Below are 22,812 nucleotides of genomic sequence, written 5' to 3'. Positions count from 1 at the left end.
GCAGAGTGCCAGAGAGCGCGTCTCTACTGCTTTGATCCAACGAAGGAAATGTTAAAGTTTTGGCACTTGTCCAAAGGGTTATGTGATCGCGCCCTGGTCGTCCCTGACAGTAAATCCCAGTTCATTAGAAATAGCCTGCGCGGTTTCACGCAGTGGTTTCAGGAGATTTTTCTCCCCCACCTGTTTCAGACGTGATGTCGAAAGAGAAATCGACACGGCGTACGGCACCCGCCCATGAATATCAAACACCGGAACAGCAATACAGGAGACGCCGAGTTCGTTTTCTTCTCTGTCCATCGCCGCTCCGCTTTCACGAATGTGCGCCAGTTCGTCGAACATCGCGGGCAGCTCGGTAATGGTATTGCGGGTTAACGGCTGGATCTCATGCTGATGGCTTTCCCAGTATGACTTCACGTAGTCCGGGTGACCAAACGCCATGTAGATCTTGCCCATTGCGGAACAGTAGAGCGGCATATGCTGGCCTATATAGGCACGGGTTCGCAGCATCCCGGTTGTGGGTTCCAGCTTATAAATCAAAATAGCGTGATCGTCTTCGCGGCTGGAGAAGTTAATGGTTTCACCAGTGGCGATGTTCAGTGCCTCAAGATGCGGAGCGGCGATATGAATGATATTCAGCGAAGACAGCGCCTTCTGCCCGACGGCAATAAATTTGGTAGTCAGGCGGTAACTCCCTGCGGCGGGCGCGGTGGTCACATAGCCGCAGGACTGTAATCCCTGCAATAAGCGATGGACGGTACTCTTATTTAAACCAGCCAGTTCCGAAAGATGCGCCAACGGACAACCGTTTGGATAGTTGCTCAAAATCTCAATCAGCATCAACCCGCGAAACAGACTCTGGCTTCCGGCTGGACGCTCTTTTTCCTGCGCCATCTCGTTCTCTTTTTTTCCCATCACTTCTTTCCCCATTTTGTCGCGTCCTGATGGTAGCGCAAAGTGTGTCGTAGTTCACGATCTCGACAGATAATTTATAACCACTTGATTTTTAAGTTTTTTGAAATTCATCAATCAGATTGCTTTGTTAAAAAGCGATCGATATATTTGAAATCAGATTTCGCATATTGAAATTTTAAGCCAAAAAAGCGATCAAAAAAAACAAGGAAGCCAGGGATGAAAGTGACATTTGAGCAGTTAAAAGCAGCCTTTAATCGAGTCTTAATTTCACGCGGCGTTGACAGCGAAACGGCTGATGCCTGTGCCGAAATGTTCGCCCGCACCACCGAATCCGGCGTTTATTCTCACGGCGTCAACCGTTTCCCTCGTTTCATTCAACAACTGGAAAACGGCGATATCATTCCTGATGCCCAACCCAAACGTATAACCAGCCTCGGCGCAATTGAACAGTGGGACGCCCAGCGTTCGATCGGTAACCTGACAGCGAAAAAGATGATGGATCGCGCCATCGAACTGGCTGCCGATCATGGTATTGGTCTGGTGGCACTACGTAATGCCAACCACTGGATGCGCGGCGGCAGCTACGGCTGGCAGGCGGCGGAAAAAGGCTATATTGGCATTTGCTGGACCAACTCCATCGCCGTAATGCCGCCGTGGGGCGCAAAAGAGTGTCGCATCGGCACCAACCCGCTGATCGTCGCCATTCCTTCTACCCCAATCACCATGGTCGATATGTCGATGTCGATGTTCTCTTACGGCATGTTAGAAGTTAACCGTCTGGCAGGTCGTCAGCTCCCGGTAGATGGTGGCTTTGATGATGAGGGCAATTTGACCAAAGAACCTGGCGTTATCGAGAAAAATCGCCGCATTTTGCCGATGGGTTACTGGAAAGGTTCGGGCATGTCGATTGTGCTGGATATGATCGCCACTCTCCTTTCTGACGGCGCATCGGTTGCCGAAGTCACCCAGGACAACAGCGACGAATACGGCGTTTCGCAAATCTTTATCGCCATCGAAGTGGATAAATTGATCGACGGCCCCACCCGCGATGCCAAGCTGCAACGCATCATGGATTACGTTACTACCGCTGAACGCGCTGACGAAAACCAGGCCATCCGCTTACCCGGCCACGAATTTACTACCCTGCTGGCCGAAAACCGCCGTAACGGCATCACCGTTGATGACAGCGTGTGGGCCAAAATCCAGGCGTTATGAGGAGATAAGTCATGATTTTTGGACATATCGCGCAGCCTGACCCGTGCCGTTTGCCTGCCGCCATTGAAAAGGCGCTCGATTTTCTGCGCGCTACCGATTTCAACGCCCTGGAGCCGGGTGTTGTCGAAATCGACGGCAAGAATATTTATGCGCAAATTATCGACTTAACGACGCGAGATAAAATCGAAAACCGTCCGGAAGTGCATCGTCGGTATATCGATATTCAGTTTCTGGCGTGGGGTGAAGAGAAAATCGGCATTGCTATTGATACGGGAAATAATAAAGTCAGCGAATCACTATTAGAGCAGCGCGATATTATTTTTTATCACGATAGTGAACATGAATCATTTATAGAAATGATACCGGGCAGCTACGCTATTTTCTTCCCGCAGGATGTTCATCGACCAGGTTGTATTCTGCAAACAGCCTCTGAGATACGAAAAATTGTGGTTAAAGTCGCATTAACAGCGCTGAATTAATCGAATAATCGTCTACGCCAGAACGCCTGGGTAATGTTATTGCTCTAACTATATTAATAATTTAGGTTGCTGCACATGCAACTTGAATTATGACAGACATAGCCTCAAGGAATAGCTATGAAAAAAATACTTGAAGCAATACTGGCGATTAATCTCGCCGTACTTTCCTGTATTGTGTTTATAAACATTATTTTAAGATATGGTTTTCAGACAAGCATTTTATCTGTAGATGAATTGTCACGTTATTTATTTGTCTGGTTAACATTTATTGGCGCGATTGTGGCTTTTATGGATAACGCCCACGTTCAGGTCACCTTTCTGGTGGAGAAACTCTCCCCCGCATGGCAGCGACGAGTCGCTCTGGTTACCCATTCCTTAATCTTATTTATTTGTGGCGCACTGGCCTGGGGCGCAACGCTAAAAACAATTCAGGACTGGAGCGATTATTCACCGATCCTCGGTTTGCCCATCGGCCTGATGTATGCCGCTTGTCTGCCCACCAGCCTCGTTATCGCATTCTTTGAACTGCGTCATTTATATCAACTCATCACGCGTAGCAATTCTCTAACGTCGCCACCGCAAGGAGCTTAATCATGGCTGTGCTGATTTTTCTGGGCTGTCTGTTGGGTGGTATTGCTATCGGTTTGCCTATTGCCTGGGCACTGTTGTTGTGCGGGGCGGCGTTAATGTTCTGGCTGGAGATGTTTGATGTCCAGATCATGGCACAAACGCTGGTGAACGGAGCCGACAGCTTCTCCCTGCTGGCGATTCCGTTCTTTGTGCTGGCGGGTGAAATCATGAATGCGGGCGGCTTGTCAAAACGCATTGTTGACCTGCCGATGAAACTGGTGGGGCATAAACCAGGCGGGCTGGGCTACGTCGGCGTGCTGGCGGCTATGATTATGGCAAGCCTTTCTGGTTCTGCCGTTGCGGATACCGCCGCCGTTGCCGCTCTACTGGTGCCGATGATGCGCAGCGCCAACTACCCGGTCAACCGGGCGGCGGGGCTGATTGCCTCTGGCGGCATTATCGCGCCAATTATTCCCCCTTCCATTCCGTTTATTATTTTCGGCGTTTCCAGCGGATTATCCATCAGTAAGCTGTTTATGGCGGGCATTGCCCCTGGCATGATGATGGGCGCAACGCTGATGCTTACCTGGTGGTGGCAGGCCAGTCGCCTTAATTTACCCCGCCAGCAAAAAGCAACGATGCAGGAAATCTGGCACTCTTTTGTCTCCGGTATCTGGGCGCTGTTTCTTCCAGTCATCATTATTGGCGGGTTTCGCTCCGGTCTGTTTACCCCTACCGAAGCCGGGGCCGTTGCTGCTTTCTATGCGCTGTTTGTCGCCACAGTTATTTACCGTGAAATGACCTTCGCCACACTTTGGCATGTGCTCATTGGCGCAGCGAAAACGACCTCAGTGGTGATGTTTCTGGTGGCCTCGGCACAAGTTTCCGCCTGGCTGATCACCATTGCTGAACTGCCGATGATGGTTTCTGATTTACTGCAACCGCTGGTCGATTCACCGCGTCTGCTGTTTATCGTCATTATGGTGGCTATCCTGATTGTCGGCATGGTCATGGATTTAACGCCGACGGTATTAATTCTTACCCCGGTATTAATGCCTTTAGTTAAAGAGGCAGGAATCGATCCGATTTATTTCGGTGTCATGTTTATCATTAACTGCTCAATCGGCTTAATTACACCGCCTATCGGTAATGTGCTTAACGTTATTTCAGGGGTGGCAAAACTCAAATTCGATGATGCAGTCAGAGGCGTTTTCCCTTACGTCCTGGTTTTATATTCATTATTAGTCGTATTTGTTTTTATTCCCGATCTCATCATCCTCCCTTTGAAATGGATTAATTAAAAGGAAAATATTATGAAATTACGCTCTGTAACCTACGCATTATTCATTGCTGGCCTGGCTGCATTTAGTACATCTTCAATGGCGGCGCAGTCTTTACGTTTCGGTTATGAAACCTCACAAACCGACTCGCAACATATTGCGGCGAAAAAATTCAATGATTTATTGCAGGAGAGAACCAAAGGCGAGCTGAAATTAAAACTGTTCCCGGACAGCACTCTCGGTAACGCGCAGGCGATGATCAGCGGCGTACGTGGCGGCACCATCGATATGGAAATGTCCGGCTCGAATAACTTTGCCGGGTTATCACCAGTGATGAACTTGCTTGATGTCCCTTTCCTGTTCCGCGATACCGCTCACGCGCATAAAACGCTCGACGGCAAAGTCGGTGATGATTTGAAAGCCTCACTTGAAGGTAAAGGACTGAAAGTACTTGCCTACTGGGAAAACGGCTGGCGCGATGTCACCAACTCCCGCGCACCAGTTAAAACCCCCGCAGACCTGAAAGGGTTGAAAATCCGCACCAACAATAGCCCGATGAATATCGCCGCATTCAAAGTCTTTGGCGCTAACCCGATCCCGATGCCGTTTGCCGAAGTCTATACCGGGCTGGAAACGCGCACTATCGACGCTCAGGAACACCCGATCAACGTCGTCTGGTCAGCAAAATTTTTCGAAGTACAGAAGTACCTTTCTCTGACGCACCACGCCTATTCGCCACTTCTGGTGGTGATCAACAAATCGAAGTTTGATGGCTTAACGCCTGAGTTCCAGCAGGCACTGATCTCATCTGCGCAGGAAGCGGGTAGCTATCAGCGCAAACTGGTCGCCGAAGATCAGCAAAAAATCATCGACGGTATGAAAGACGCGGGCGTGGAAGTGATTACCGATCTCGACCGCAAAGCCTTTAGCGACGCGCTGGGTAATCAGGTCCGCGACATGTTTGTTAAAGATGTTCCGCAGGGCGCTGATCTGCTGAAAGCCGTGGATGAGGTGCAATAAACCATGACGCAATACTGGCTGGGGTTAGATTGTGGCGGTAGCTGGCTGAAAGCCGGGCTGTATGACCGCGAAGGCCGGGAGGCGGGCGTGAAGCGCCTGCCGCTGTGCGCATTAAGCCCGCAGCCAGGCTGGGCAGAGCGCGATATGGCAGAACTGTGGCAATGCTGCATGGCTGTCATTCGCGAACTGCTTACCCATTCCGGCGTTAGCGGGGAACAAATAGTGGGTATCGGTATCTCCGCACAGGGAAAGGGCTTGTTTTTGCTGGATAAAAACGATAAGCCGCTCGGTAACGCCATTTTGTCCTCGGATCGCCGGGCGATGGAAATCGTTCGTCGCTGGCAGGAAGATGGCATCCCGGAAAAACTCTATCCGCTGACCCGACAAACCTTGTGGACCGGGCATCCGGTGTCGCTGTTACGCTGGCTGAAAGAGCACGAACCGGAACGCTACGCGCAAATTGGCTGCGTGATGATGACGCACGACTACCTGCGCTGGTGTTTAACCGGCGTCAAAGGCTGCGAAGAGAGCAATATTTCCGAGTCAAATCTCTACAACATGAGTCTTGGGGAATATGACCCGTGCCTCACCGACTGGCTGGGGATCGCTGAAATCAACCACGCCCTGCCGCCTGTTGTGGGATCTGCCGAAATCTGCGGGGAGATCACCGCTCAGACAGCCGCACTGACCGGTCTGAAAGCGGGTACGCCCGTTGTCGGCGGCCTGTTTGATGTGGTTTCCACCGCACTCTGCGCCGGGCTCGAAGACGAATTTACCCTCAATGCGGTGATGGGAACCTGGGCGGTGACCAGCGGCATAACCCGTGGTTTACGTGACGGTGAAGCGCATCCGTATGTCTATGGTCGCTACGTTAACGATGGTCAATTTATCGTTCATGAAGCAAGCCCTACTTCTTCCGGCAACCTCGAATGGTTTACCGCACAGTGGGGAGAAATCTCGTTTGATGAGATCAACCAGGCCGTTGCCAGCTTGCCGAAAGCCGGTGGCGATCTCTTTTTCCTGCCGTTCCTGTACGGCAGCAACGCCGGACTCGAGATGACCAGCGGTTTCTACGGGATGCAGGCCATTCACACCCGCGTACACCTGTTGCAGGCCATTTATGAAGGCGTGGTGTTCAGCCATATGACCCATCTCAACCGGATGCGCGAACGTTTTACTGATGTGCACACCCTGCGCGTCACTGGCGGCCCGGCGCACTCCGATGTCTGGATGCAAATGCTGGCGGACGTCAGCGGTCTGCGTATCGAGTTGCCGCAGGTGGAAGAAACGGGCTGTTTTGGCGCGGCGCTTGCCGCCCGCGTCGGCACCGGGGTTTATCGCGATTTCAGCGAAGCCCAACGTGACTTGCAGCACCCGGTACGCACCCTGCTGCCGGATATGACCGCCCATCAGCTTTACCAACAAAAATACCAACGCTATCAGCATCTCATTGCCGCACTTCAGGGCTTTCACGCCCGCATCAAGGAGCACACATTATGAGCCGACCACTTCTGCAACTGGCCCTCGACCACTCATCACTTGAAGCCGCGCAGCGCGACGTGACGCTGTTAAAAGACAGCGTCGATATCGTCGAAGCGGGCACCATTCTCTGTTTAAACGAAGGGCTTGGCGCGGTGAAAGCCTTGCGCGAACAGTGCCCGGACAAAATCATCGTTGCCGACTGGAAGGTCGCCGACGCGGGTGAAACGCTCGCGCAACAGGCGTTTGGCGCGGGTGCCAACTGGATGACCATCATCTGCGCCGCGCCGCTCGCGACGGTGGAAAAAGGCCACGCCATGGCGCAACGCTGCGGTGGTGAAATTCAGATAGAACTGTTCGGCAACTGGACGCTGGACGACGCCCGCGACTGGCATCGTATTGGCGTGCGGCAGGCCATTTATCATCGTGGTCGTGATGCACAGGCCAGCGGGCAACAGTGGGGCGAAGCCGATCTGGCACGCATGAAGGCACTTTCCGATATCGGCCTTGAGCTTTCCATTACCGGCGGGATTACCCCTGCTGACCTGCCGCTGTTTAAAGATATCCGCGTGAAAGCGTTTATTGCCGGGCGGGCGCTGGCAGGCGCAGCAAATCCGGCGCAGGTGGCTGGCGATTTCCATGCGCAAATCGACGCTATCTGGGGAGGCAAGCGTGCGTAATCATCCGTTAGGGATTTATGAAAAAGCGCTGGCGAAAGATCTCTCCTGGCCGGAGCGGCTGGTGCTGGCGAAAAGCTGCGGTTTTGATTTTGTCGAAATGTCGGTGGATGAAACTGACGAACGGCTCTCACGTCTTGACTGGAGCGCCGCACAACGTGCTTCGCTGGTCACTGCGATGATCGAAACGGGTGTTGCCATTCCGTCAATGTGCCTGTCTGCCCATCGTCGTTTCCCCTTTGGCAGTCGGGACGAGGCAGTGCGCGAACGGGCGCGGGAAATCATGAGTAAAGCGATTCGCCTGGCGCGCGATCTCGGCATTCGCACCATCCAGCTGGCGGGCTACGACGTCTATTACGAAGACCACGACGAAGGCACCCAGCAACGTTTTGCTGAAGGGCTGGCGTGGGCGGTCGAACAGGCGGCGGCATCACAAGTAATGCTGGCAGTGGAGATTATGGATACCGCGTTTATGAACTCCATCAGCAAATGGAAAAAGTGGGACGAGATGCTCGCCTCGCCGTGGTTCACCGTCTACCCGGACGTCGGCAACCTCAGCGCCTGGGGCAATGATGTTCCCGCCGAACTGAAACTGGGCATTGATCGTATCGCCGCGATCCACCTGAAAGACACCCTGCCAGTCACCGGGCAAAGCCCCGGACAGTTCCGCGACGTGCCGTTTGGCGAAGGCTGCGTCGATTTCGTTGGCATCTTCAAAACGCTGCATGAACTGAACTATCGCGGTTCTTTCCTGATTGAGATGTGGACCGAAAAAGCCAAAGAGCCGGTGCTGGAGATTATTCAGGCGCGGCGCTGGATTGAAGCGCGTATGCAGGAGGCTGGATTTATATGTTAGAGCAACTGAAAGCCGACGTGCTGGCGGCAAATCTGGCACTTCCCGCTCACCATCTGGTGACGTTCACCTGGGGCAATGTCAGCGCGGTAGACGAAACGCGGCAATGGATGGTAATCAAACCTTCCGGCGTCGAGTACGACGTGATGACCGCCGACGATATGGTGGTGGTTGAGATAGCCAGCGGCAAGGTGGTGGAAGGTAGCAAAAAGCCCTCGTCCGATACGCCAACGCATCTGGCGCTTTACCGTCGCTATGCCGAAATCGGTGGCATTGTGCATACCCACTCGCGCCACGCCACCATCTGGTCACAGGCCGGGCTGGATCTCCCCGCCTGGGGCACCACGCACGCTGATTATTTCTATGGCGCAATCCCCTGCACGCGACAGATGACCGCAGAGGAGATCAACGGCGAGTATGAATACCAGACCGGCGAAGTGATCATTGAAACTTTCGAAGAACGCAGCAGGAGTCCGGCGCAAATCCCGGCGGTGCTGGTGCATTCTCACGGCCCGTTCGCATGGGGTGAAAACGCCGCCGATGCGGTGCATAATGCCGTAGTACTGGAAGAATGCGCCTATATGGGCCTGTTCTCGCGCCAGCTTGCGCCGCAGCTCCCTGCGATGCAAAACGAACTGTTGGATAAGCACTACCTGCGTAAGCATGGGGCCAATGCCTATTACGGGCAGTAATCCCTCACGCCGGGGCTTCATTGCCCCGGCACTACGAATTGATATGTTCCTTGCTGTAACGCCGCTTCCACGCTGCTGGCGTTAAACCAGTGTGTTTGCGAAAAATCTGCCGGAAATAGCCAACGTCATTAAACCCGCACAACGCCGCCACTTCAGTGAGCGATCGCGCTTCGCTAATTAACAGCTTTTCGGCTTCGCGCACTCGCTGGCGATGGATTGCTTCTGTTAACGTCAGATGAAACACCCGCCGATAGACGCGCCCAAGATAATCGGCATTGCAGTACAGCTCGCGGGCTAAAAGCGCCGTAGAAAGCGGGCGATGATATTGCGTGCGGATCAGTTTCTGCGCTTTCCAGGCAAGCGTGGTACCTGCGGCATCGGCCTGTTCATCAAGACGCGCGTCACGGGTGAGTTGCTGCAAAATCAGCAGCACAATAAACTCCAGCGCCGGAGTGCGTTGATGCTTTTCCTGTTCGCTTAAGAACTGGCGAAACAGGGCCACCAGCGCCTGCGGATCGGCAACCTTCGTTTGTTGCGGCACGCTAAGATGAGTGAGCCAGCGCGGGTCGCTATCCGGCGCTTTAACCTCAAAATGCAGCCAGTAAAATTTGAGATCGGCGGGAAAATCCTCTACCCCAACATGCTGTCGGTTCGGCCAGAGTAATAAACTCTCTCCCGCATCGACCAGAAATATCCGCTCTTCTTCCTGAATCGCTAATCGACCTTTTTCGACAAAGATAATTTCCCATGACTCCAGCCGCCTTGCCGGATGCCTCCCTACGCCACGGGAAATAAATAATCCACCATTTTGCACTTTAATCGGTAACGTCATGGATAATTCGAGCATTGATATGTAATTTCCCGCTTATTCATTAATGATTATACACATTACCTTTTGATTATTAATCAAAAACATTAATTTCACCTGATCCATTTCACACTTTTAAATTCAGGTCGGAATCGTCACCTTTTTTTACTCTTTTCTCGCCTTGTTGATATTCCCGTTCACGGCAGAATTAATCATGTCATTGCAATAAAACTAAAAATTGCTCCCTATTCACGAGGAATATCTATGACCTCTACACCGATTACTGCCGCTGATATCGCTAAAGGTAAAATTGACGATGCGTTATCTGTACGGGAAAAAATAGGCTACGGCCTGGGTGACGCAGGCGGCACCGTAATAACTTGCCTGATCATGAACTTTCTCACCTTTTTCTACACCGACGTTTTTGGCTTAACTCCGGCGCTGGTCGGCACGCTGTTTATTGCACTGCGCGTGTTTGATGCCATCTCCGACCCGGTGATGGGCGTCATTGCCGACCGGACGCAAAGTCGCTGGGGGCGCTTTCGTCCGTGGCAGTTATGGATTGCCATTCCCATCGGCATTATCGGTATCCTGACGTTCACCGTGCCAGATGCCAGCATGGGAGTAAAAATCGCCTGGGCGTTCGGCACTTACCTGCTCCTTTCAGTCGGTTATACCGCCATTAACGTGCCGTACTGCGCGCTGATCAACACCATGACCACCCGCCACAATGAAGTGATCTCCTGCCAGTCCTGGCGATTCGTTCTCTGCGGCGTAGCGGGATTTCTGGTTTCGGTTGGCCTGCCGTGGATGGTGGATCTCTTCGGTCAGGGTAATGCCGCGCGCGGCTATCAACTGGGCGTCGGCGTACTGTGCGCCACCGCCGTGGTGATGTTCCTGTGCTGTTTCTTCTGGGTTCGTGAACGGGTACCGCTCTCCACAATGGGGAAATTTACCCTGCGCGAACATCTTGCCGGGCTGCGGAACAACGACCAACTACTGCTGATGCTGGTCATGTCTTTCCTGCTGATTAACGTCTTTAACATTCGCGGCGGTGGGTATATGTACTTCATTACCTACGTCTTACAAGGCAGTACGGGCTACACGTCGCTGTTCTTCACCATGGTCACCTTCGCCTCCATTATCGGCTCGGTGATTGTCAGCCCGTTAACGCGACGTTTCGATACCGTCAAAATTTACTACTACACCAACCTGCTCCTCGCCGCGCTGGCGGTGTTGATGTGGTTCCTGCCTTCTGGCCCGGCTTATCAAACGCTGTGGCTGGCGGTGATCCTCGGTAATGGCGTGATTCTTGGCTTCACATTGCCATTGCACTTCTCATTGATGGCCTTTGCCGATGACTACGGCGAGTGGAAAACCCGCGTACGTTCTTCCGGCATGAACTTCGCCTTCAATCTGTTTTTCATCAAACTGGCCTGGGCCTCCAGCGCCGGGATCATCAGCCTGCTGTTTATTTTTGTCGCCTACCAGCCAGGCGTGGAAAACCAGACCACCAGTTCGCTGGGCGGGATCGCGGCGATGGAAACATTACTGCCTGCGCTATTCCACCTGCTGCTGGCAGGGGCGATCCGCTTTTGCAAACTCAATAACCCTATGATGTCACGCATTGCTAGCGACCTGCGTCAGCGTCATGTACAGCCTTAAGGAGCACAAGATGAACATTTCGGAAGTCGATCTGCATAAACTGACGGTCAGCGATCCGTTCCTCGGTCAGTACCAACAACTGGTCCGCGACGTGGTGATTCCTTATCAGTGGGATGCCTTGAACGATCGTATCCCAGAAGCGGAACCCAGCCATGCGATTGAAAACTTTCGCATTGCCGCCGGACTGCAAGACGGTGAATTTTACGGGATGGTGTTTCAGGACAGCGACGTCGCCAAATGGCTGGAAGCGGTAGCCTGGTCGCTGTGCCAGAAGCCGGACGCCGAACTGGAAAAAACCGCCGACGAGGTAATCGAACTGGTCGCTTCCGCCCAGTGCGAAGATGGCTATCTCAATACTTACTTTACGGTAAAAGCGCCCGAAGAACGCTGGAGCAATCTGGCGGAGTGTCATGAACTTTACTGCGCCGGTCATCTGATTGAAGCCGGAGTCGCCTTCTTCCAGGCCACGAGCAAGCGGCGCTTGCTGGAAGTGGTTTGCCGTCTGGCCGATCATATCGACAGCGTATTTGGTCCAGGTGAAAGTAAGTTACACGGTTATCCTGGTCACCCGGAAATTGAACTGGCACTAATGCGCCTGTATGAAGTGACCGAAGAGCCGCGCTACCTGGCGCTGACGAACTATTTTGTCGAACAGCGTGGTGCGCAACCGCACTATTACGACCAGGAATATGAAAAGCGCGGGCAGACCTCGCACTGGCACACCTACGGCCCGGCGTGGATGGTGAAAGACAAAGCCTACAGCCAGGCACATTTGCCCATCGCACAGCAGCAAACCGCTATTGGTCACGCGGTACGTTTTGTCTACCTGATGACCGGCGTCGCGCATCTCGCGCGTTTAAGTCACGATGAAAGCAAGCGTCAGGACTGCCTGCGGCTGTGGAACAATATGGCCCAGCGTCAGTTATATATTACCGGCGGCATTGGCTCACAAAGCAGCGGCGAAGCGTTCAGCAGCGATTACGATCTGCCGAATGACACGGTATACGCTGAAAGTTGCGCCTCCATCGGCCTGATGATGTTTGCCCGGCGAATGCTGGAAATGGAAGGCGACAGTCAATATGCCGATGTGATGGAGCGCGCGCTGTACAACACTGTGCTCGGCGGCATGGCACTGGATGGCAAACATTTCTTCTATGTGAATCCGCTGGAAGTACATCCAAAATCGCTGAAATTCAACCATATCTACGATCACGTTAAGCCGATCCGCCAGCGTTGGTTTGGTTGCGCTTGTTGTCCGCCAAATATCGCCCGCGTACTGACCTCGATTGGTCATTATCTCTACACGCCGCGTGAAGATGCGTTGTATATCAACATATACGCAGGAAACAGCATGGAAGTGCCGGTAGAAAATGGCACGTTGTGCCTGCGGGTTAGCGGGAACTATCCGTGGCAGGAACAGGTGACAATTGCGGTTGAATCGCCCCAGCCGGTGCGTCATACGCTGGCTTTACGTCTGCCGGACTGGTGCACACAGCCGCAGATCATATTGAATGGGGAAGAGGTCGAGCAGGATATTCGTAAAGGGTATTTGCACATTACCCGCGAATGGCAGGAGGGCGATACGCTGAATCTGACTTTGCCGATGCCGGTACGCCGCGTTTACGGTAACCCTCTGGTGCGTCACGTCGCCGGAAAAGTGGCGATTCAGCGCGGCCCGCTGGTGTATTGCCTGGAACAGGCCGACAACGGCGAGTCACTGCATAACCTGTGGCTGCCCGCCGATGCGCCATTTACGACCTTTGAAGGCAAGGGATTGTTCAGCCATAAGATCTTAATCCAGGCACCGGGTTACCGGTATGAACAGAGCAATCCAGAGCAGCAACCGCTTTGGCATTACGACAGTGCGCCAGCCAAACGCCAGCCGCAAACTCTGACGTTTATCCCGTGGTTTAGCTGGGCTAACCGGGGTGAAGGCGAAATGCGGATCTGGGTGAATGAGGAAACCAGCGCATGATGCGACGCTTAACGCGTCTTATCAGTATCAACATATCGGTGCGGTTGCCCGCTAACCATCGAAACGCGAGATTAAACGCCCGGCAATACACGCCGGGCAGCTTCTGCCAGAAACGCACTTCTGTTGGCGTAGTCTGGGTTATTGCGCACGTAGGTATCAATCTTGTTCAGTAACCTTTTCGGCATCGTAATATTGATACGTTCAGCCCGACCTTCGAACTGATTCATATTGATATCCACCAGCAACCATTGCCCGCCAATAAAGTCCTGCGCACGCTGGACCAGATGTGTTTCCACAGAGCCTGGAAGCGGCAACTCTTCATTCATCTCGCATAAGGTTTCGAAGTGCGCGACCAGTGCACTTCGCGCATCCTGGAAAGCGTTGTCCAGCGTATCACCAGCAAAATAACAGCCTGGAACATCAGGGAAAAAACCGCTGGCGCTGCCGTCAGGATCACTGTGGATATAGGCGGGATAAAACATATTGCCTCCTGAAATTTTAAAATGTTAAACCAGCCTGACGCCCAATTTGCGCCAGCGTACCGGGCTTAATATCTTTTTTAGGGTGCGGAACCGTCACCAGACCCGGATGAACAGGGTGGCGGAACTGATGATGACTGCCACGGGTTCGAATATGTTCCCAGCCATGCTGCTTCAGGATGGCGATCACGTCTGCACTTTTCACATCCCTGCCCTTCCATGATTATACACACGATACACACACAATTAGCGATAACAATCACGATAGCGCGATTTATATGGGCCGTCAGGGGGATAAAGTTGACTCAGGAATGCCACTCGGAAGAAGAATAACGGTGTGCAGTAATTGGTAGAAAATATGCGAGGAGACTCGTAATTAAGTTCAATCAATATTCAGTCATTCAAGACGTAGACATTTGAATTGATAAAACGCGCAAACGTCGCATCAGGCAATGAATACCCAATGCGACCAGCTTCTTATATCAGAACAGCCCCAACGGTTTATCCGAGTAGCTCACCAGCAGGCACTTGGTTTGCTGGTAATGCTCAAGCATCATCTTATGGGTTTCGCGTCCGATGCCCGACTGTTTGTAGCCGCCAAACGCCGCATGTGCCGGGTAAGCGTGATAACAGTTGGTCCACACGCGCCCGGCCTGAATGCCGCGCCCCATCTTATAGGCCAGATTACCGTTGCGGCTCCAGACGCCCGCGCCCAGGCCATATTGCGTATCGTTCGCCAGCTCCAGCGCTTCTTCCATCGTTTTGAAGGTGGTTACCGCCAGCACCGGGCCAAAAATCTCCTCCTGGAACACGCGCATATTGTTCTGACCAAACAAAATCGTCGGTTCGAGGTAGTAGCCGTCTTTCAGTTCGCCTTCCAGCAGCTTGCGCCGCCCGCCGGTAAGCACATCTGCGCCCTCTTTTTTGCCGATATCAATGTAATTGAGGATGGTTTCCAGTTGCCCGTGAGATACCTGCGCGCCCATTTGCGTCACGCTGTCGAGCGGGTTACCGCTACGAATACTTTCAACACGGCGGATGGCGCGTTCCATAAAGCGTTCGTAGATAGACTCCTGCACTAAAGCACGGCTTGGACAGGTGCAAACTTCGCCCTGGTTAAAGGCAAACAGTGCAAAGCCTTCCAGCGCTTTATCGAAAAAGGCATCTTCTTCATCCATCACATCAGCAAAGAAGATATTTGGGGATTTGCCGCCCAGCTCCAGCGTCACCGGTATAATATTTTGCGTGGCGTACTGCATAATTTGTTGGCCCACTTCCGTTGAGCCGGTAAACGCCACTTTGGCGATGCGTTTTGAGGTCGCCAGATATTCGCCAATTTCCCCACCTGCGCCGTTAACCACGTTCACCACGCCCGGCGGCAGTAAATCACCGACGATTTCCATTAGCAGCAGTACAGAAAGCGGGGTAAGACGTGCGGGTTTCAGCACCACACAGTTGCCCGCCGCCAGCGCGGGAGCCATTTTCCAGCTCGCCATCAGCAGCGGGAAGTTCCACGGAATAATCTGCCCCACCACGCCTAACGGTTCGTGGAAGTGATAAGCCACAGTTTCGCTATCCACTTCACTAATACCGCCTTCCTGCGCCCGAATACACGAGGCAAAATAGCGAAAATGGTCAATCGCCAGCGGCACATCAGCAGCACTGGTTTCGCGAATGGGTTTGCCGTTATCCCAGGTTTCAGCGGTCGCTAACAGTTCGAGGTTCTGCTCCATCCGATCGGCAATCTTAAACAGAATCGCCGCGCGATCCTGCACCGAGGTATGCGCCCATTTATCTTTCACTTTGTGCGCAGCATCCAGCGCCAGATCGATGTCTCGTTTGCCCGAAGACGCCACTTCGCACAGCAGCTGCCCGGTCACCGGCGTCAGGTTCTGGTAATACTCGCCGTCGGCAGGGGCTACCCATTCGCCGCCAATAAAGTTGTCGTAGCGGGCTTTTAACTTGAGGGGGAAACCATACTCGCCGGGCTTAATCTGTGCTGAAGGGGGATTATTGGTCATGATCGTCTCCTTGCGGTGTGAGGTATAACAAGGGTAGACGTGACTGGCGAAATCTTCGCCAGTCGGTAACAGCTTTACGACGGCTATCACGAATTTACGGGCAAGGATTACAGAGATAACTAAAACTCTCTCAAAAATCGCAAATTTTGAGAGAGTTTAAAAAATGGCTGACAATTAGCCAGCCATTGGGGGAATGATGATTACATCGCAGCGCGATAAATCGCCACAATTTCTTCGTGAGTTGCCTGGATCGGGTTAGTAAAGCCGCAGGCATCTTTCAGGGCATTAGTCGCCAGAACCGCGAAATCTTCTTCTTTCACGTTCAGGTCGCGTAGGCCTGCCGGGATATTCACTTTCTTCGCCAGTTCACGGATGGCATTGATGCACGCTTCTGCGCCTTCCGCGTCATTTTTGCCTGTCACGTTCACGCCCATAGCAGCAGCACAGTCACGCAGACGCGCAGCAGCGACTTTGCTGTTGAACACCTGAACGTGTGGCAGCAGAACGGCGTTACATACACCGTGCGGCAGATTGTAGAAACCGCCCAGCTGGTGCGCCATCGCATGAACATAACCCAGAGAAGCGTTGTTGAATGCCATGCCAGCGAGGAACTGGGCATAAGCCATTGCTTCACGCGCTTTAGCATTGCTGCCATCTTCAACGGCTAACGGCAGATTTTCGGCAATCATGGTCACCGCTTTCAGTGCGCAAGCGTCAGTGATCGGCGTGGCGGCAATAGAAACATACGCTTCGATAGCGTGCGTTAAGGCATCCATACCCGTTGCGGCGGTCAGTGACTTCGGCATACCGACCATCAGAGATGAGTCATTGACAGAAAGCAACGGAGTTACATGTTTATCAACAATCGCCATTTTGATATGACGCGCTTCGTCAGTGATGATGCAGAAACGGGTCATTTCAGAGGCCGTACCCGCCGTGGTATTGATGGCGATCATCGGCAGCTGCGGTTTTGCAGAGCGGTCAACGCCTTCGTAATCGCGAATATCGCCACCATTGGCTGCCACCAGCGCAATACCTTTTGCGCAGTCGTGTGGAGAACCACCGCCTAAGGAAATCACGCTATCGCAATTATTTTCTTTAAGTAATTTCAAACCTGCAGCGACGTTTTCCGTGGTGGGGTTAGGTTGGGTGCCATCATAAATAACGCTAAAAATATTGCGTTCTTCCAGTGCTTTTTGCACATCACCCGCCATACCCAATTTCGTTAACATATTGTCAGTGACAATTAAGGTACGGGTAAATCCATAATCTGCCATCATATTCATTGCATCATTCAATGAATCAGCACCAATAACATTCACGGAAGGAATAAAAAAGGTTGAAGCTGCCATAACACACTCCTGAAAGTGTAAAAAAGGGCGGGCAGCTTACTGAGGATTTTCATTCAAAAATATGATCAGTATTATTGATTATCAAAATTAATCTAATAAAAAGCACATTGTATTCATTAAACAATGTGCTTTTTTTAAATTCATAAGAATTTTGTATTAATTTATTTTAAAACTTAATTAATCATTTCCTTATTTTTCCGGAAATAATAATGCGTCGCGCAATAAATGATCATTTCCACGACGACGCGTAAAGCCAATGCGGTCAAAATATTCCAGAATTTGAATTGCCAGTTTTCGACCAACACCTAAGCGATCGCGGAAATCCGCCGCGCAGGTTGAACCACACTCCTGATCGAGATCGCGGATCATATTGGCAAACTCGACAATCCGATCGTTACGGTAATAACGATCTTTAACGATCGCGGTAATAATTCCTTGCTGCGCCGCCTGGCGTAGCGTCAGGCGCATTGCCTGCTCGTCGGTTCCCGTCTCTTTTGCCAGATCACGCACCCACCACGGCTCGTCACCAAACAGCGGCTCTGCTTTTTGCCAGATGGCCTGCTGCTCTTCGCTGAAGCCCGCTTTATGATCCGGCAGATGCAGCCAACCGTGATGACTGAGGATGTCGCCGCTTTCGCGCATCTTTTCAATCAGCAACAGTACCAGCGCTTCATCTTCCATTGGCAACGCCATACGTCGCAGACGTTCTCGCCCAGGACCAGGTTCATCGCGATGTTGCTCATGATAAGTCGCTAATGTGTCGAGAATTTTCCGCTGCCAGCGGGCGGCAACCGGCGCATTCAACAAGCTATAACCAGCCTGAATATAACCAGGCTGTTGCAGCAGTTCGCGCATCCCTTCGCCGTTGAGCTGCCGTGCCCAGGCGAAATCTGCAAGGTTAACCGCTCCGCGTTCCAGATGAACAGATAACGCATCGGCATCGCTCTGCACCCGTGCAAGAGACGCCAGCCATTGCAGATATTCCGGCTTACGCTTACCGCGACGCGGCGGGTTAAGCATCACCACACGCGCCCCCGCCAGCGTGTTGCGGGCCGAGATATCGCGCAGCACCAGGCGATCGTTATCCGCCAGCCACAGCGGCGTGTCGAACACCAGCTCGGCAAGGTTATCTTCCAGCAGCGAAACGCGTCCCGTGACGTGGCTGGCGGCGTGGTGAATATGCAGCGGCTGCCACTGGGTCAGCGGTGTATGGGTTTGAAGCTCGACAATCACCCGTGTGAAAGGCTCCGGCGGCGCATCGGCAAGCAGCCAGTCACCACGGTTAATCTGCTCTTTTTCCGCATCACCCGCGATGTTAAGCGCGATACGCTGACCGGCATGGGCAGTTTCTGTTGGCTGATTTTGCGCATGTAGCGCACGCACGCGCATCGGTTTATTTACACCAGTCAGCCAGAGTGAATCGCCTACCTTCACTTCCCCGCTTAACGCCGTACCGGTGACGACCAGCCCGGCACCTTTTACGGTAAATGCACGGTCGATCGCGAGGCGGAAACTATGTTGGCTGGCGTGTTCACGTTCTGGTAACTGAAGCAAATGCTCGCGCAGGGCATCAATTCCCCGACCTTCGGTTGCTGCGGTGATAAACAGTTTTGCCTCAGCAAAACCGTATTCCCGCAGCACCTCCTTTACCTGGCGTTCAACCTCATTAACACGCGCTTCGTCCACGCGATCGGCTTTGGTCAGCGCCACTGTCAGCATCGGGTTACCGGTCAGCTGCAAAATCGCCAGATGCTCACGGGTCTGTGCCATCACGCCGTCATCGCACGCCACCACCAACAGCGCGTGATCGATACCACCAACGCCCGCCAGCATGTTGGAAAGAAACTTTTCATGACCGGGTACGTCGATAAAACCAGGCACGCGGCCATCCGGCTGCGGCCAGTAGGCATAACCGAGATCGATGGTCATGCCGCGCTTTTTTTCTTCCGGCAGACGGTCGGCATTTACGCCAGTAATCGCCTGCAATAAGGTTGTTTTGCCGTGGTCAACGTGTCCGGCAGTCGCAATAATCATTTCAACAACATCTCCAAAAACCGTTGCTCATCTTCAAGGCAGCGTAAATCCAGCCACAATCGTCCGTCATAAATACGACCAATCACCGGCACTGGCAATTCACGCCAGCGGGCGGCTAATGACTCAAGGTGGCTACCGCGTCCATCATGGGGTGTAAACGTTAATGCCGCGCTCGGCAGGCGATCAACCGGCAGCGAACCACTGCCAATCTGCGAAAGACATGGCATAACCTGTACCGCAAACTCCGCGCCGTAATGTGCGGCAAGGGGAGCCTGTAAACGTTGTGCCTGGATTTGAATGACCTCTGCGCTGCGGGTAAGCAGGCGCAGGGTCGGTAATTTTTCACTCAGAGCTTCAGGGTGTAAATAAAGACGCAACGTGGCTTCCAGCGCCGCGAGGGTCATTTTATCCGCGCGTAATGCACGCTTCAGCGGGTGGCTTTGCAGGCGGGCGATCATCTCTTTTTTACCAACAATAATTCCTGCCTGCGGCCCGCCTAACAACTTGTCGCCGGAGAAGCTCACCAGACTGACACCCGCCGCAATCAACTCCTGCGGCATTGGCTCTTTCGGCAAACCGTACTGGCTAAGATCAACCAGCGAGCCACTGCCTAAATCAGTCACTACGGGAACATCCAGCTCTTTGCCGAGCGCCACCAGTTCCGCTTCATCTATCGCTTTGGTGAATCCCTGAATGCTGTAGTTACTGGTATGTACTTTCATCAACAGCGCGGTATTTTCATTCACCGCCTGACGATAATCATTAGCGTGCGTGCGGTTGGTGGTCCCCACTTCGTGTAGGGTGCAGCCTGCCTGACGCATGACATCAGGAATACGAAACGCGCCGCCAATCTCCACCAGTTCGCCGCGAGATACCACCACCTCTTTCCCGCTGGCAGTGGCCGCCAACATCAATAACACCGCCGCCGCATTGTTATTAACGATACAGGCATCTTCCGCTCCCGTAATGCGGCACAGCAGCTGCGCCAGCGCCCGATCGCGATGTCCGCGTCCGGCGTCGTCCAGATCGTACTCGAGGGTCACTGGCGAACGCATAGCCTGCGCAACGGCTTCCACCGCGGCTTCTGCCTGTAAAGCTCGCCCAAGATTGGTATGCAGCACGGTTCCCGTCAGGTTGATCACCGGACGCAGCGCACTCTGCGCCTCCTTCGTCAGTCGGGCATCGACTTCTTGCGCCCAGTTTTCACACCATGCGGGCAGCGTCTGGCTGTCACGAATCACTTCTCGCGCTTCGTCAAGCATCTGACGCAGCAATTCCACCACGCGGGTGTGACCATAAGTATCACGCAAAGAAAGGAAGGAGCTATCGCGCAATAAGCGATCAATAGCCGGAAGTTGACTATAGAGGGAACGCGTTTCGGTTGTCATAGGAAACCTGGCTGATCAAGGCCCTCTCACACGGAGAAGGGCGTTTAACATAACCACGGATTGTAACGTGAGATGGGTCAGGAGGACATATCGCGCATCAAGCCTTTGGCGGTTCGGTGCGAGCAAAACTTTCGCGGCTAAACAGGTTTTCGACCAGTTTGACTAAGTGTGGGCGGTCGACACACCAGCCTGGCGCAACGCGGCGGAAATTGAGATATCCGACGGCACAGGCAATGGCGATAGTCGCCAGATTGACCGTATCGGTTTTGAGCGTGCCATCGACCAGATATCCTTCCAGCACATCCAGACTGCGGTTGATTTTCTCCCGCTGGCGTAACAATTCATCTTCAGACTGCTGCGCCGCCGGACGCGCCTGTTCACGCACCGATACCAGCCCGGCATCCATAATGCCATCCGCCAGCGCCTCAATTTTGCGCACCCGCAACGACTCCAGCGGATCGCGCGGCAACATCGCCGGAGCGACATTCATTAATTCAATATATTCAGCGATGATCGGCGAATCAAACCAACATTCGCCCTCTTCGGTCACCAGCACCGGCACTTTCCCTAACGGGTTAAATTGCGCCACGCCGTTGTCCGCGTTATAGGGCAGTTCATTAATAAATTCGAAAGTTATGCCCTTTTCTAACAACAGAATAGAAAGTTTGCGTACAAACGGGCTGGTGTAGCTACCGACGAGTTTCATGCCGAGTCCTTTGTGCGAGGAAAAATATCAGTATGGCTCAGGCTCACGCAAAACACAGGTGATATAAGTCTCAATGATCCAAATAAAGATAATGCATCCAGCTGGTCATTCTTAGCAGCACTTTCCGCATCACCGAAACATGGCTGAAATGGTCGGAGTAAACCGCCACCTGGGCGTAGATGCCGTCGGGTAAGGCATCGATATCATCGTTAGGGTCCAGTTCAATGGTTCCCAGCACACCGTCCGTGCCGGGCACGACCGTTAATGATTGCAATACCCCCTGCGCCTGATAAGAACCGCCTGGCACGACAGGTAAAATACTGGTCAGTTTGCCGTGGAACACCTGCCCAGGTAGCGCGTTAAACACCACTTCCGCATCATCGCCGGGTTTCAGACGTAACAGCGAGTTTTGCCGAAATTGGGCGACAATTTGCCGTTTTTGCTCGGGGATGAAAACCATCACCGGACGCAACGGCAAGGCAGCTGCGTATGTACCTGGGCGGATCAGTACCTGAGTAACGTAGCCATTGCTCGGCGCGCGAATGACAGTCTGCTCAAGGTTATATTTTGCTTCAGTAAGTTGCGCTCTTAAGCTCACAATCTGCGATTGCTCGCCGTTAACCATACTATCGAGCTGGCTCTGGATCTGCGCCTGCTCCGCCACCGAGCCTTTCACCAGCGCATCCTGCGCGAGGAAATTTTGCCGCGCATCGTCGATGTCACGTTCCGAGAACGGATTCACCGCCGCCTGGCTGCCTTTCAGATAACGTTGATAATTTTTAAACAGACGGTCGCGCTCCGCTGAAACCTGGGTGGTGTTGGCCTGCGCTTCAGTGAGCTGCGCGCGCAGCGTCTTTATATTATGCGTCGCCGTCATCAGGTCAGCCTGAAGTCTGTCAACTCGCGCCTGGTAACGAACCGGGTCGAGTTTAAAAAGCACCTCGCCCTTTTGAATAAGCTGATTATTTTTGTCGGTGACTTCAGTAACAATTCCCGTCACCTGTGGCGTGATAGGGATCGCAATCACTGCCTTTTGCGCGGTAAAAGTGTAAGGGTGGTTGTAGTTCATCAACAAAATCAAACCACTCACCAGAAACACGCCTCCCAGCGCCGCCGTCGCCAGCGTCCACTGATTTACCGGAATGCGGAAGATTTTAAAGACCGCCCACGCCAGCGCCACGTAAGTTAATACAATCAATAGATCCAT

21 protein-coding genes are annotated in these 22,812 nt (G+C 52.9%); 11 read left to right on the top strand and 10 right to left on the bottom strand.

What is annotated here, in order from left to right; translation table 11 throughout:
• Nucleotides 1-78 precede the first annotated feature (78 nt).
• Complete coding sequence (gene yiaJ / locus ACK8NJ_RS00700; RefSeq protein WP_000514241.1) at nt 79-927, bottom strand: IclR family transcriptional regulator YiaJ; 849 nt, start codon at nt 925-927, stop codon at nt 79-81.
• 201 nt (nt 928-1,128) lie between these two features.
• On the opposite strand from yiaJ, the gene yiaK reads away from it, so the two are divergent.
• The 9 genes from yiaK (at nt 1,129) to araD (ending at nt 9,177) form a co-directional block, all read left to right on the top strand.
• Complete coding sequence (gene yiaK / locus ACK8NJ_RS00695; RefSeq protein WP_000869042.1) at nt 1,129-2,127, top strand: 3-dehydro-L-gulonate 2-dehydrogenase; 999 nt, start codon at nt 1,129-1,131, stop codon at nt 2,125-2,127.
• Nucleotides 2,128-2,138: 11 nt separating this feature from the next.
• Nucleotides 2,139-2,606 (top strand): YhcH/YjgK/YiaL family protein, encoded by a 468-nt coding sequence (locus ACK8NJ_RS00690; protein ID WP_001600681.1) that lies wholly within the window; start codon nt 2,139-2,141, stop codon nt 2,604-2,606.
• A 117-nt stretch (nt 2,607-2,723) separates the two neighbouring features.
• Nucleotides 2,724-3,197 (top strand): 2,3-diketo-L-gulonate TRAP transporter small permease YiaM, encoded by a 474-nt coding sequence (gene yiaM, locus ACK8NJ_RS00685; RefSeq protein ID WP_000721664.1) that lies wholly within the window; start codon nt 2,724-2,726, stop codon nt 3,195-3,197.
• Between the two features lie 2 nt (nt 3,198-3,199).
• Nucleotides 3,200-4,477 (top strand): 2,3-diketo-L-gulonate TRAP transporter large permease YiaN, encoded by a 1,278-nt coding sequence (gene yiaN, locus ACK8NJ_RS00680; RefSeq protein WP_000279612.1) that lies wholly within the window; start codon nt 3,200-3,202, stop codon nt 4,475-4,477.
• 12 nt (nt 4,478-4,489) lie between these two features.
• The gene (gene yiaO / locus ACK8NJ_RS00675; protein ID WP_112065890.1) at nt 4,490-5,476 is read left to right on the top strand and encodes a 2,3-diketo-L-gulonate TRAP transporter substrate-binding protein YiaO; all 987 of its coding nucleotides are present in this window, start codon (nt 4,490-4,492) and stop codon (nt 5,474-5,476) included.
• Nucleotides 5,477-5,479: 3 nt separating this feature from the next.
• A complete protein-coding gene (gene lyxK, locus ACK8NJ_RS00670) occupies nt 5,480-6,976 on the top strand; it encodes an L-xylulokinase (RefSeq protein ID WP_115186855.1) in 1,497 nt (498 codons plus the stop codon).
• On the top strand, nt 6,973-7,635 hold the full coding sequence (gene ulaD / locus ACK8NJ_RS00665) for a 3-keto-L-gulonate-6-phosphate decarboxylase UlaD (protein WP_105476840.1): 663 nt from the start codon (nt 6,973-6,975) through the stop codon (nt 7,633-7,635). Before lyxK ends, ulaD begins: the two co-directional genes overlap by 4 nt.
• Nucleotides 7,628-8,488: an L-ribulose-5-phosphate 3-epimerase gene (locus ACK8NJ_RS00660; protein WP_001329953.1), complete on the top strand. Its 861-nt coding sequence runs from the start codon at nt 7,628-7,630 to the stop codon at nt 8,486-8,488. Before ulaD ends, ACK8NJ_RS00660 begins: the two co-directional genes overlap by 8 nt.
• Complete coding sequence (gene araD, locus ACK8NJ_RS00655; RefSeq protein ID WP_328180643.1) at nt 8,482-9,177, top strand: L-ribulose-5-phosphate 4-epimerase; 696 nt, start codon at nt 8,482-8,484, stop codon at nt 9,175-9,177. The genes ACK8NJ_RS00660 and araD overlap by 7 nt, the downstream gene beginning before the upstream one ends.
• A gap of 31 nt (nt 9,178-9,208) precedes the next feature.
• On the opposite strand, the gene ACK8NJ_RS00650 is transcribed toward araD, so the two are convergent.
• Nucleotides 9,209-10,024: an AraC family transcriptional regulator gene (locus tag ACK8NJ_RS00650; protein ID WP_000891823.1), complete on the bottom strand. Its 816-nt coding sequence runs from the start codon at nt 10,022-10,024 to the stop codon at nt 9,209-9,211.
• Nucleotides 10,025-10,249: 225 nt separating this feature from the next.
• On the opposite strand from ACK8NJ_RS00650, the gene ACK8NJ_RS00645 reads away from it, so the two are divergent.
• Both ACK8NJ_RS00645 and ACK8NJ_RS00640 read left to right on the top strand, forming a co-directional pair.
• On the top strand, nt 10,250-11,650 hold the full coding sequence (locus tag ACK8NJ_RS00645; protein WP_000204800.1) for an MFS transporter: 1,401 nt from the start codon (nt 10,250-10,252) through the stop codon (nt 11,648-11,650).
• A 10-nt stretch (nt 11,651-11,660) separates the two neighbouring features.
• Complete coding sequence (locus ACK8NJ_RS00640; RefSeq protein ID WP_085459996.1) at nt 11,661-13,625, top strand: glycoside hydrolase family 127 protein; 1,965 nt, start codon at nt 11,661-11,663, stop codon at nt 13,623-13,625.
• Nucleotides 13,626-13,696: 71 nt separating this feature from the next.
• Here ACK8NJ_RS00640 and ACK8NJ_RS00635 read toward each other — a convergent pair whose 3' ends face one another.
• The 8 genes from ACK8NJ_RS00635 to ACK8NJ_RS00600 all read right to left on the bottom strand — a co-directional run bounded on the left by ACK8NJ_RS00635 (nt 13,697) and on the right by ACK8NJ_RS00600 (nt 22,812).
• Complete coding sequence (locus tag ACK8NJ_RS00635) at nt 13,697-14,107, bottom strand: type II toxin-antitoxin system HicB family antitoxin (protein ID WP_000499744.1); 411 nt, start codon at nt 14,105-14,107, stop codon at nt 13,697-13,699.
• Nucleotides 14,108-14,123: 16 nt separating this feature from the next.
• Nucleotides 14,124-14,309 carry a type II toxin-antitoxin system HicA family toxin gene (locus ACK8NJ_RS00630; RefSeq protein WP_000833473.1) on the bottom strand — a complete coding sequence of 62 codons (186 nt, stop codon included), beginning with the start codon at nt 14,307-14,309 and terminating at the stop codon, nt 14,124-14,126.
• A 277-nt stretch (nt 14,310-14,586) separates the two neighbouring features.
• Complete coding sequence (aldB, locus tag ACK8NJ_RS00625) at nt 14,587-16,125, bottom strand: aldehyde dehydrogenase AldB (protein WP_000183978.1); 1,539 nt, start codon at nt 16,123-16,125, stop codon at nt 14,587-14,589.
• Between the two features lie 200 nt (nt 16,126-16,325).
• Complete coding sequence (yiaY, locus tag ACK8NJ_RS00620) at nt 16,326-17,477, bottom strand: L-threonine dehydrogenase (RefSeq protein WP_000741508.1); 1,152 nt, start codon at nt 17,475-17,477, stop codon at nt 16,326-16,328.
• A gap of 189 nt (nt 17,478-17,666) precedes the next feature.
• Nucleotides 17,667-19,511, bottom strand: a complete 1,845-nt coding sequence (gene selB, locus ACK8NJ_RS00615) for a selenocysteine-specific translation elongation factor (protein ID WP_411962039.1) — start codon at nt 19,509-19,511, stop codon at nt 17,667-17,669.
• Nucleotides 19,508-20,899 (bottom strand): L-seryl-tRNA(Sec) selenium transferase, encoded by a 1,392-nt coding sequence (gene selA, locus ACK8NJ_RS00610; protein WP_000206247.1) that lies wholly within the window; start codon nt 20,897-20,899, stop codon nt 19,508-19,510. The genes selB and selA overlap by 4 nt, the downstream gene beginning before the upstream one ends.
• 97 nt (nt 20,900-20,996) lie before the next feature.
• The gene (locus ACK8NJ_RS00605; RefSeq protein WP_000779792.1) at nt 20,997-21,605 is read right to left on the bottom strand and encodes a glutathione S-transferase; all 609 of its coding nucleotides are present in this window, start codon (nt 21,603-21,605) and stop codon (nt 20,997-20,999) included.
• A gap of 70 nt (nt 21,606-21,675) precedes the next feature.
• Nucleotides 21,676-22,812, bottom strand: a complete 1,137-nt coding sequence (locus ACK8NJ_RS00600; protein ID WP_000364939.1) for an HlyD family secretion protein — start codon at nt 22,810-22,812, stop codon at nt 21,676-21,678.

The sequence above is a fragment of the Escherichia sp. F1 genome, assembly GCF_046764225.1.
Classification (GTDB): Bacteria; Pseudomonadota; Gammaproteobacteria; order Enterobacterales; family Enterobacteriaceae; genus Escherichia; species Escherichia coli.
Note: the sequence above shows the minus strand (reverse complement) of the source record. Positions and strands in the feature narration are given on the sequence as shown.

Excerpts from the sequence above, each read along its gene's own strand:
- yiaJ (WP_000514241.1), bottom strand. The coding sequence starts at position 927 with ATGGGGAAAGAAGTGATGGGAAAAAAAGAGAACGAGATGGCGCAGGAA.
- yiaK (WP_000869042.1), top strand. The coding sequence starts at position 1,129 with ATGAAAGTGACATTTGAGCAGTTAAAAGCAGCCTTTAATCGAGTCTTA.
- ACK8NJ_RS00690 (WP_001600681.1), top strand. The coding sequence starts at position 2,139 with ATGATTTTTGGACATATCGCGCAGCCTGACCCGTGCCGTTTGCCTGCC.
- yiaM (WP_000721664.1), top strand. The coding sequence starts at position 2,724 with ATGAAAAAAATACTTGAAGCAATACTGGCGATTAATCTCGCCGTACTT.
- yiaN (WP_000279612.1), top strand. The coding sequence starts at position 3,200 with ATGGCTGTGCTGATTTTTCTGGGCTGTCTGTTGGGTGGTATTGCTATC.
- yiaO (WP_112065890.1), top strand. The coding sequence starts at position 4,490 with ATGAAATTACGCTCTGTAACCTACGCATTATTCATTGCTGGCCTGGCT.
- lyxK (WP_115186855.1), top strand. The coding sequence starts at position 5,480 with ATGACGCAATACTGGCTGGGGTTAGATTGTGGCGGTAGCTGGCTGAAA.
- ulaD (WP_105476840.1), top strand. The coding sequence starts at position 6,973 with ATGAGCCGACCACTTCTGCAACTGGCCCTCGACCACTCATCACTTGAA.
- araD (WP_328180643.1), top strand. The coding sequence starts at position 8,482 with ATGTTAGAGCAACTGAAAGCCGACGTGCTGGCGGCAAATCTGGCACTT.
- ACK8NJ_RS00650 (WP_000891823.1), bottom strand. The coding sequence starts at position 10,024 with ATGCTCGAATTATCCATGACGTTACCGATTAAAGTGCAAAATGGTGGA.
- ACK8NJ_RS00645 (WP_000204800.1), top strand. The coding sequence starts at position 10,250 with ATGACCTCTACACCGATTACTGCCGCTGATATCGCTAAAGGTAAAATT.
- ACK8NJ_RS00640 (WP_085459996.1), top strand. The coding sequence starts at position 11,661 with ATGAACATTTCGGAAGTCGATCTGCATAAACTGACGGTCAGCGATCCG.
- ACK8NJ_RS00635 (WP_000499744.1), bottom strand. The coding sequence starts at position 14,107 with ATGTTTTATCCCGCCTATATCCACAGTGATCCTGACGGCAGCGCCAGC.
- aldB (WP_000183978.1), bottom strand. The coding sequence starts at position 16,125 with ATGACCAATAATCCCCCTTCAGCACAGATTAAGCCCGGCGAGTATGGT.
- yiaY (WP_000741508.1), bottom strand. The coding sequence starts at position 17,477 with ATGGCAGCTTCAACCTTTTTTATTCCTTCCGTGAATGTTATTGGTGCT.
- selB (WP_411962039.1), bottom strand. The coding sequence starts at position 19,511 with ATGATTATTGCGACTGCCGGACACGTTGACCACGGCAAAACAACCTTA.
- selA (WP_000206247.1), bottom strand. The coding sequence starts at position 20,899 with ATGACAACCGAAACGCGTTCCCTCTATAGTCAACTTCCGGCTATTGAT.
- ACK8NJ_RS00605 (WP_000779792.1), bottom strand. The coding sequence starts at position 21,605 with ATGAAACTCGTCGGTAGCTACACCAGCCCGTTTGTACGCAAACTTTCT.
- ACK8NJ_RS00600 (WP_000364939.1), bottom strand. The coding sequence starts at position 22,812 with ATGGATCTATTGATTGTATTAACTTACGTGGCGCTGGCGTGGGCGGTC.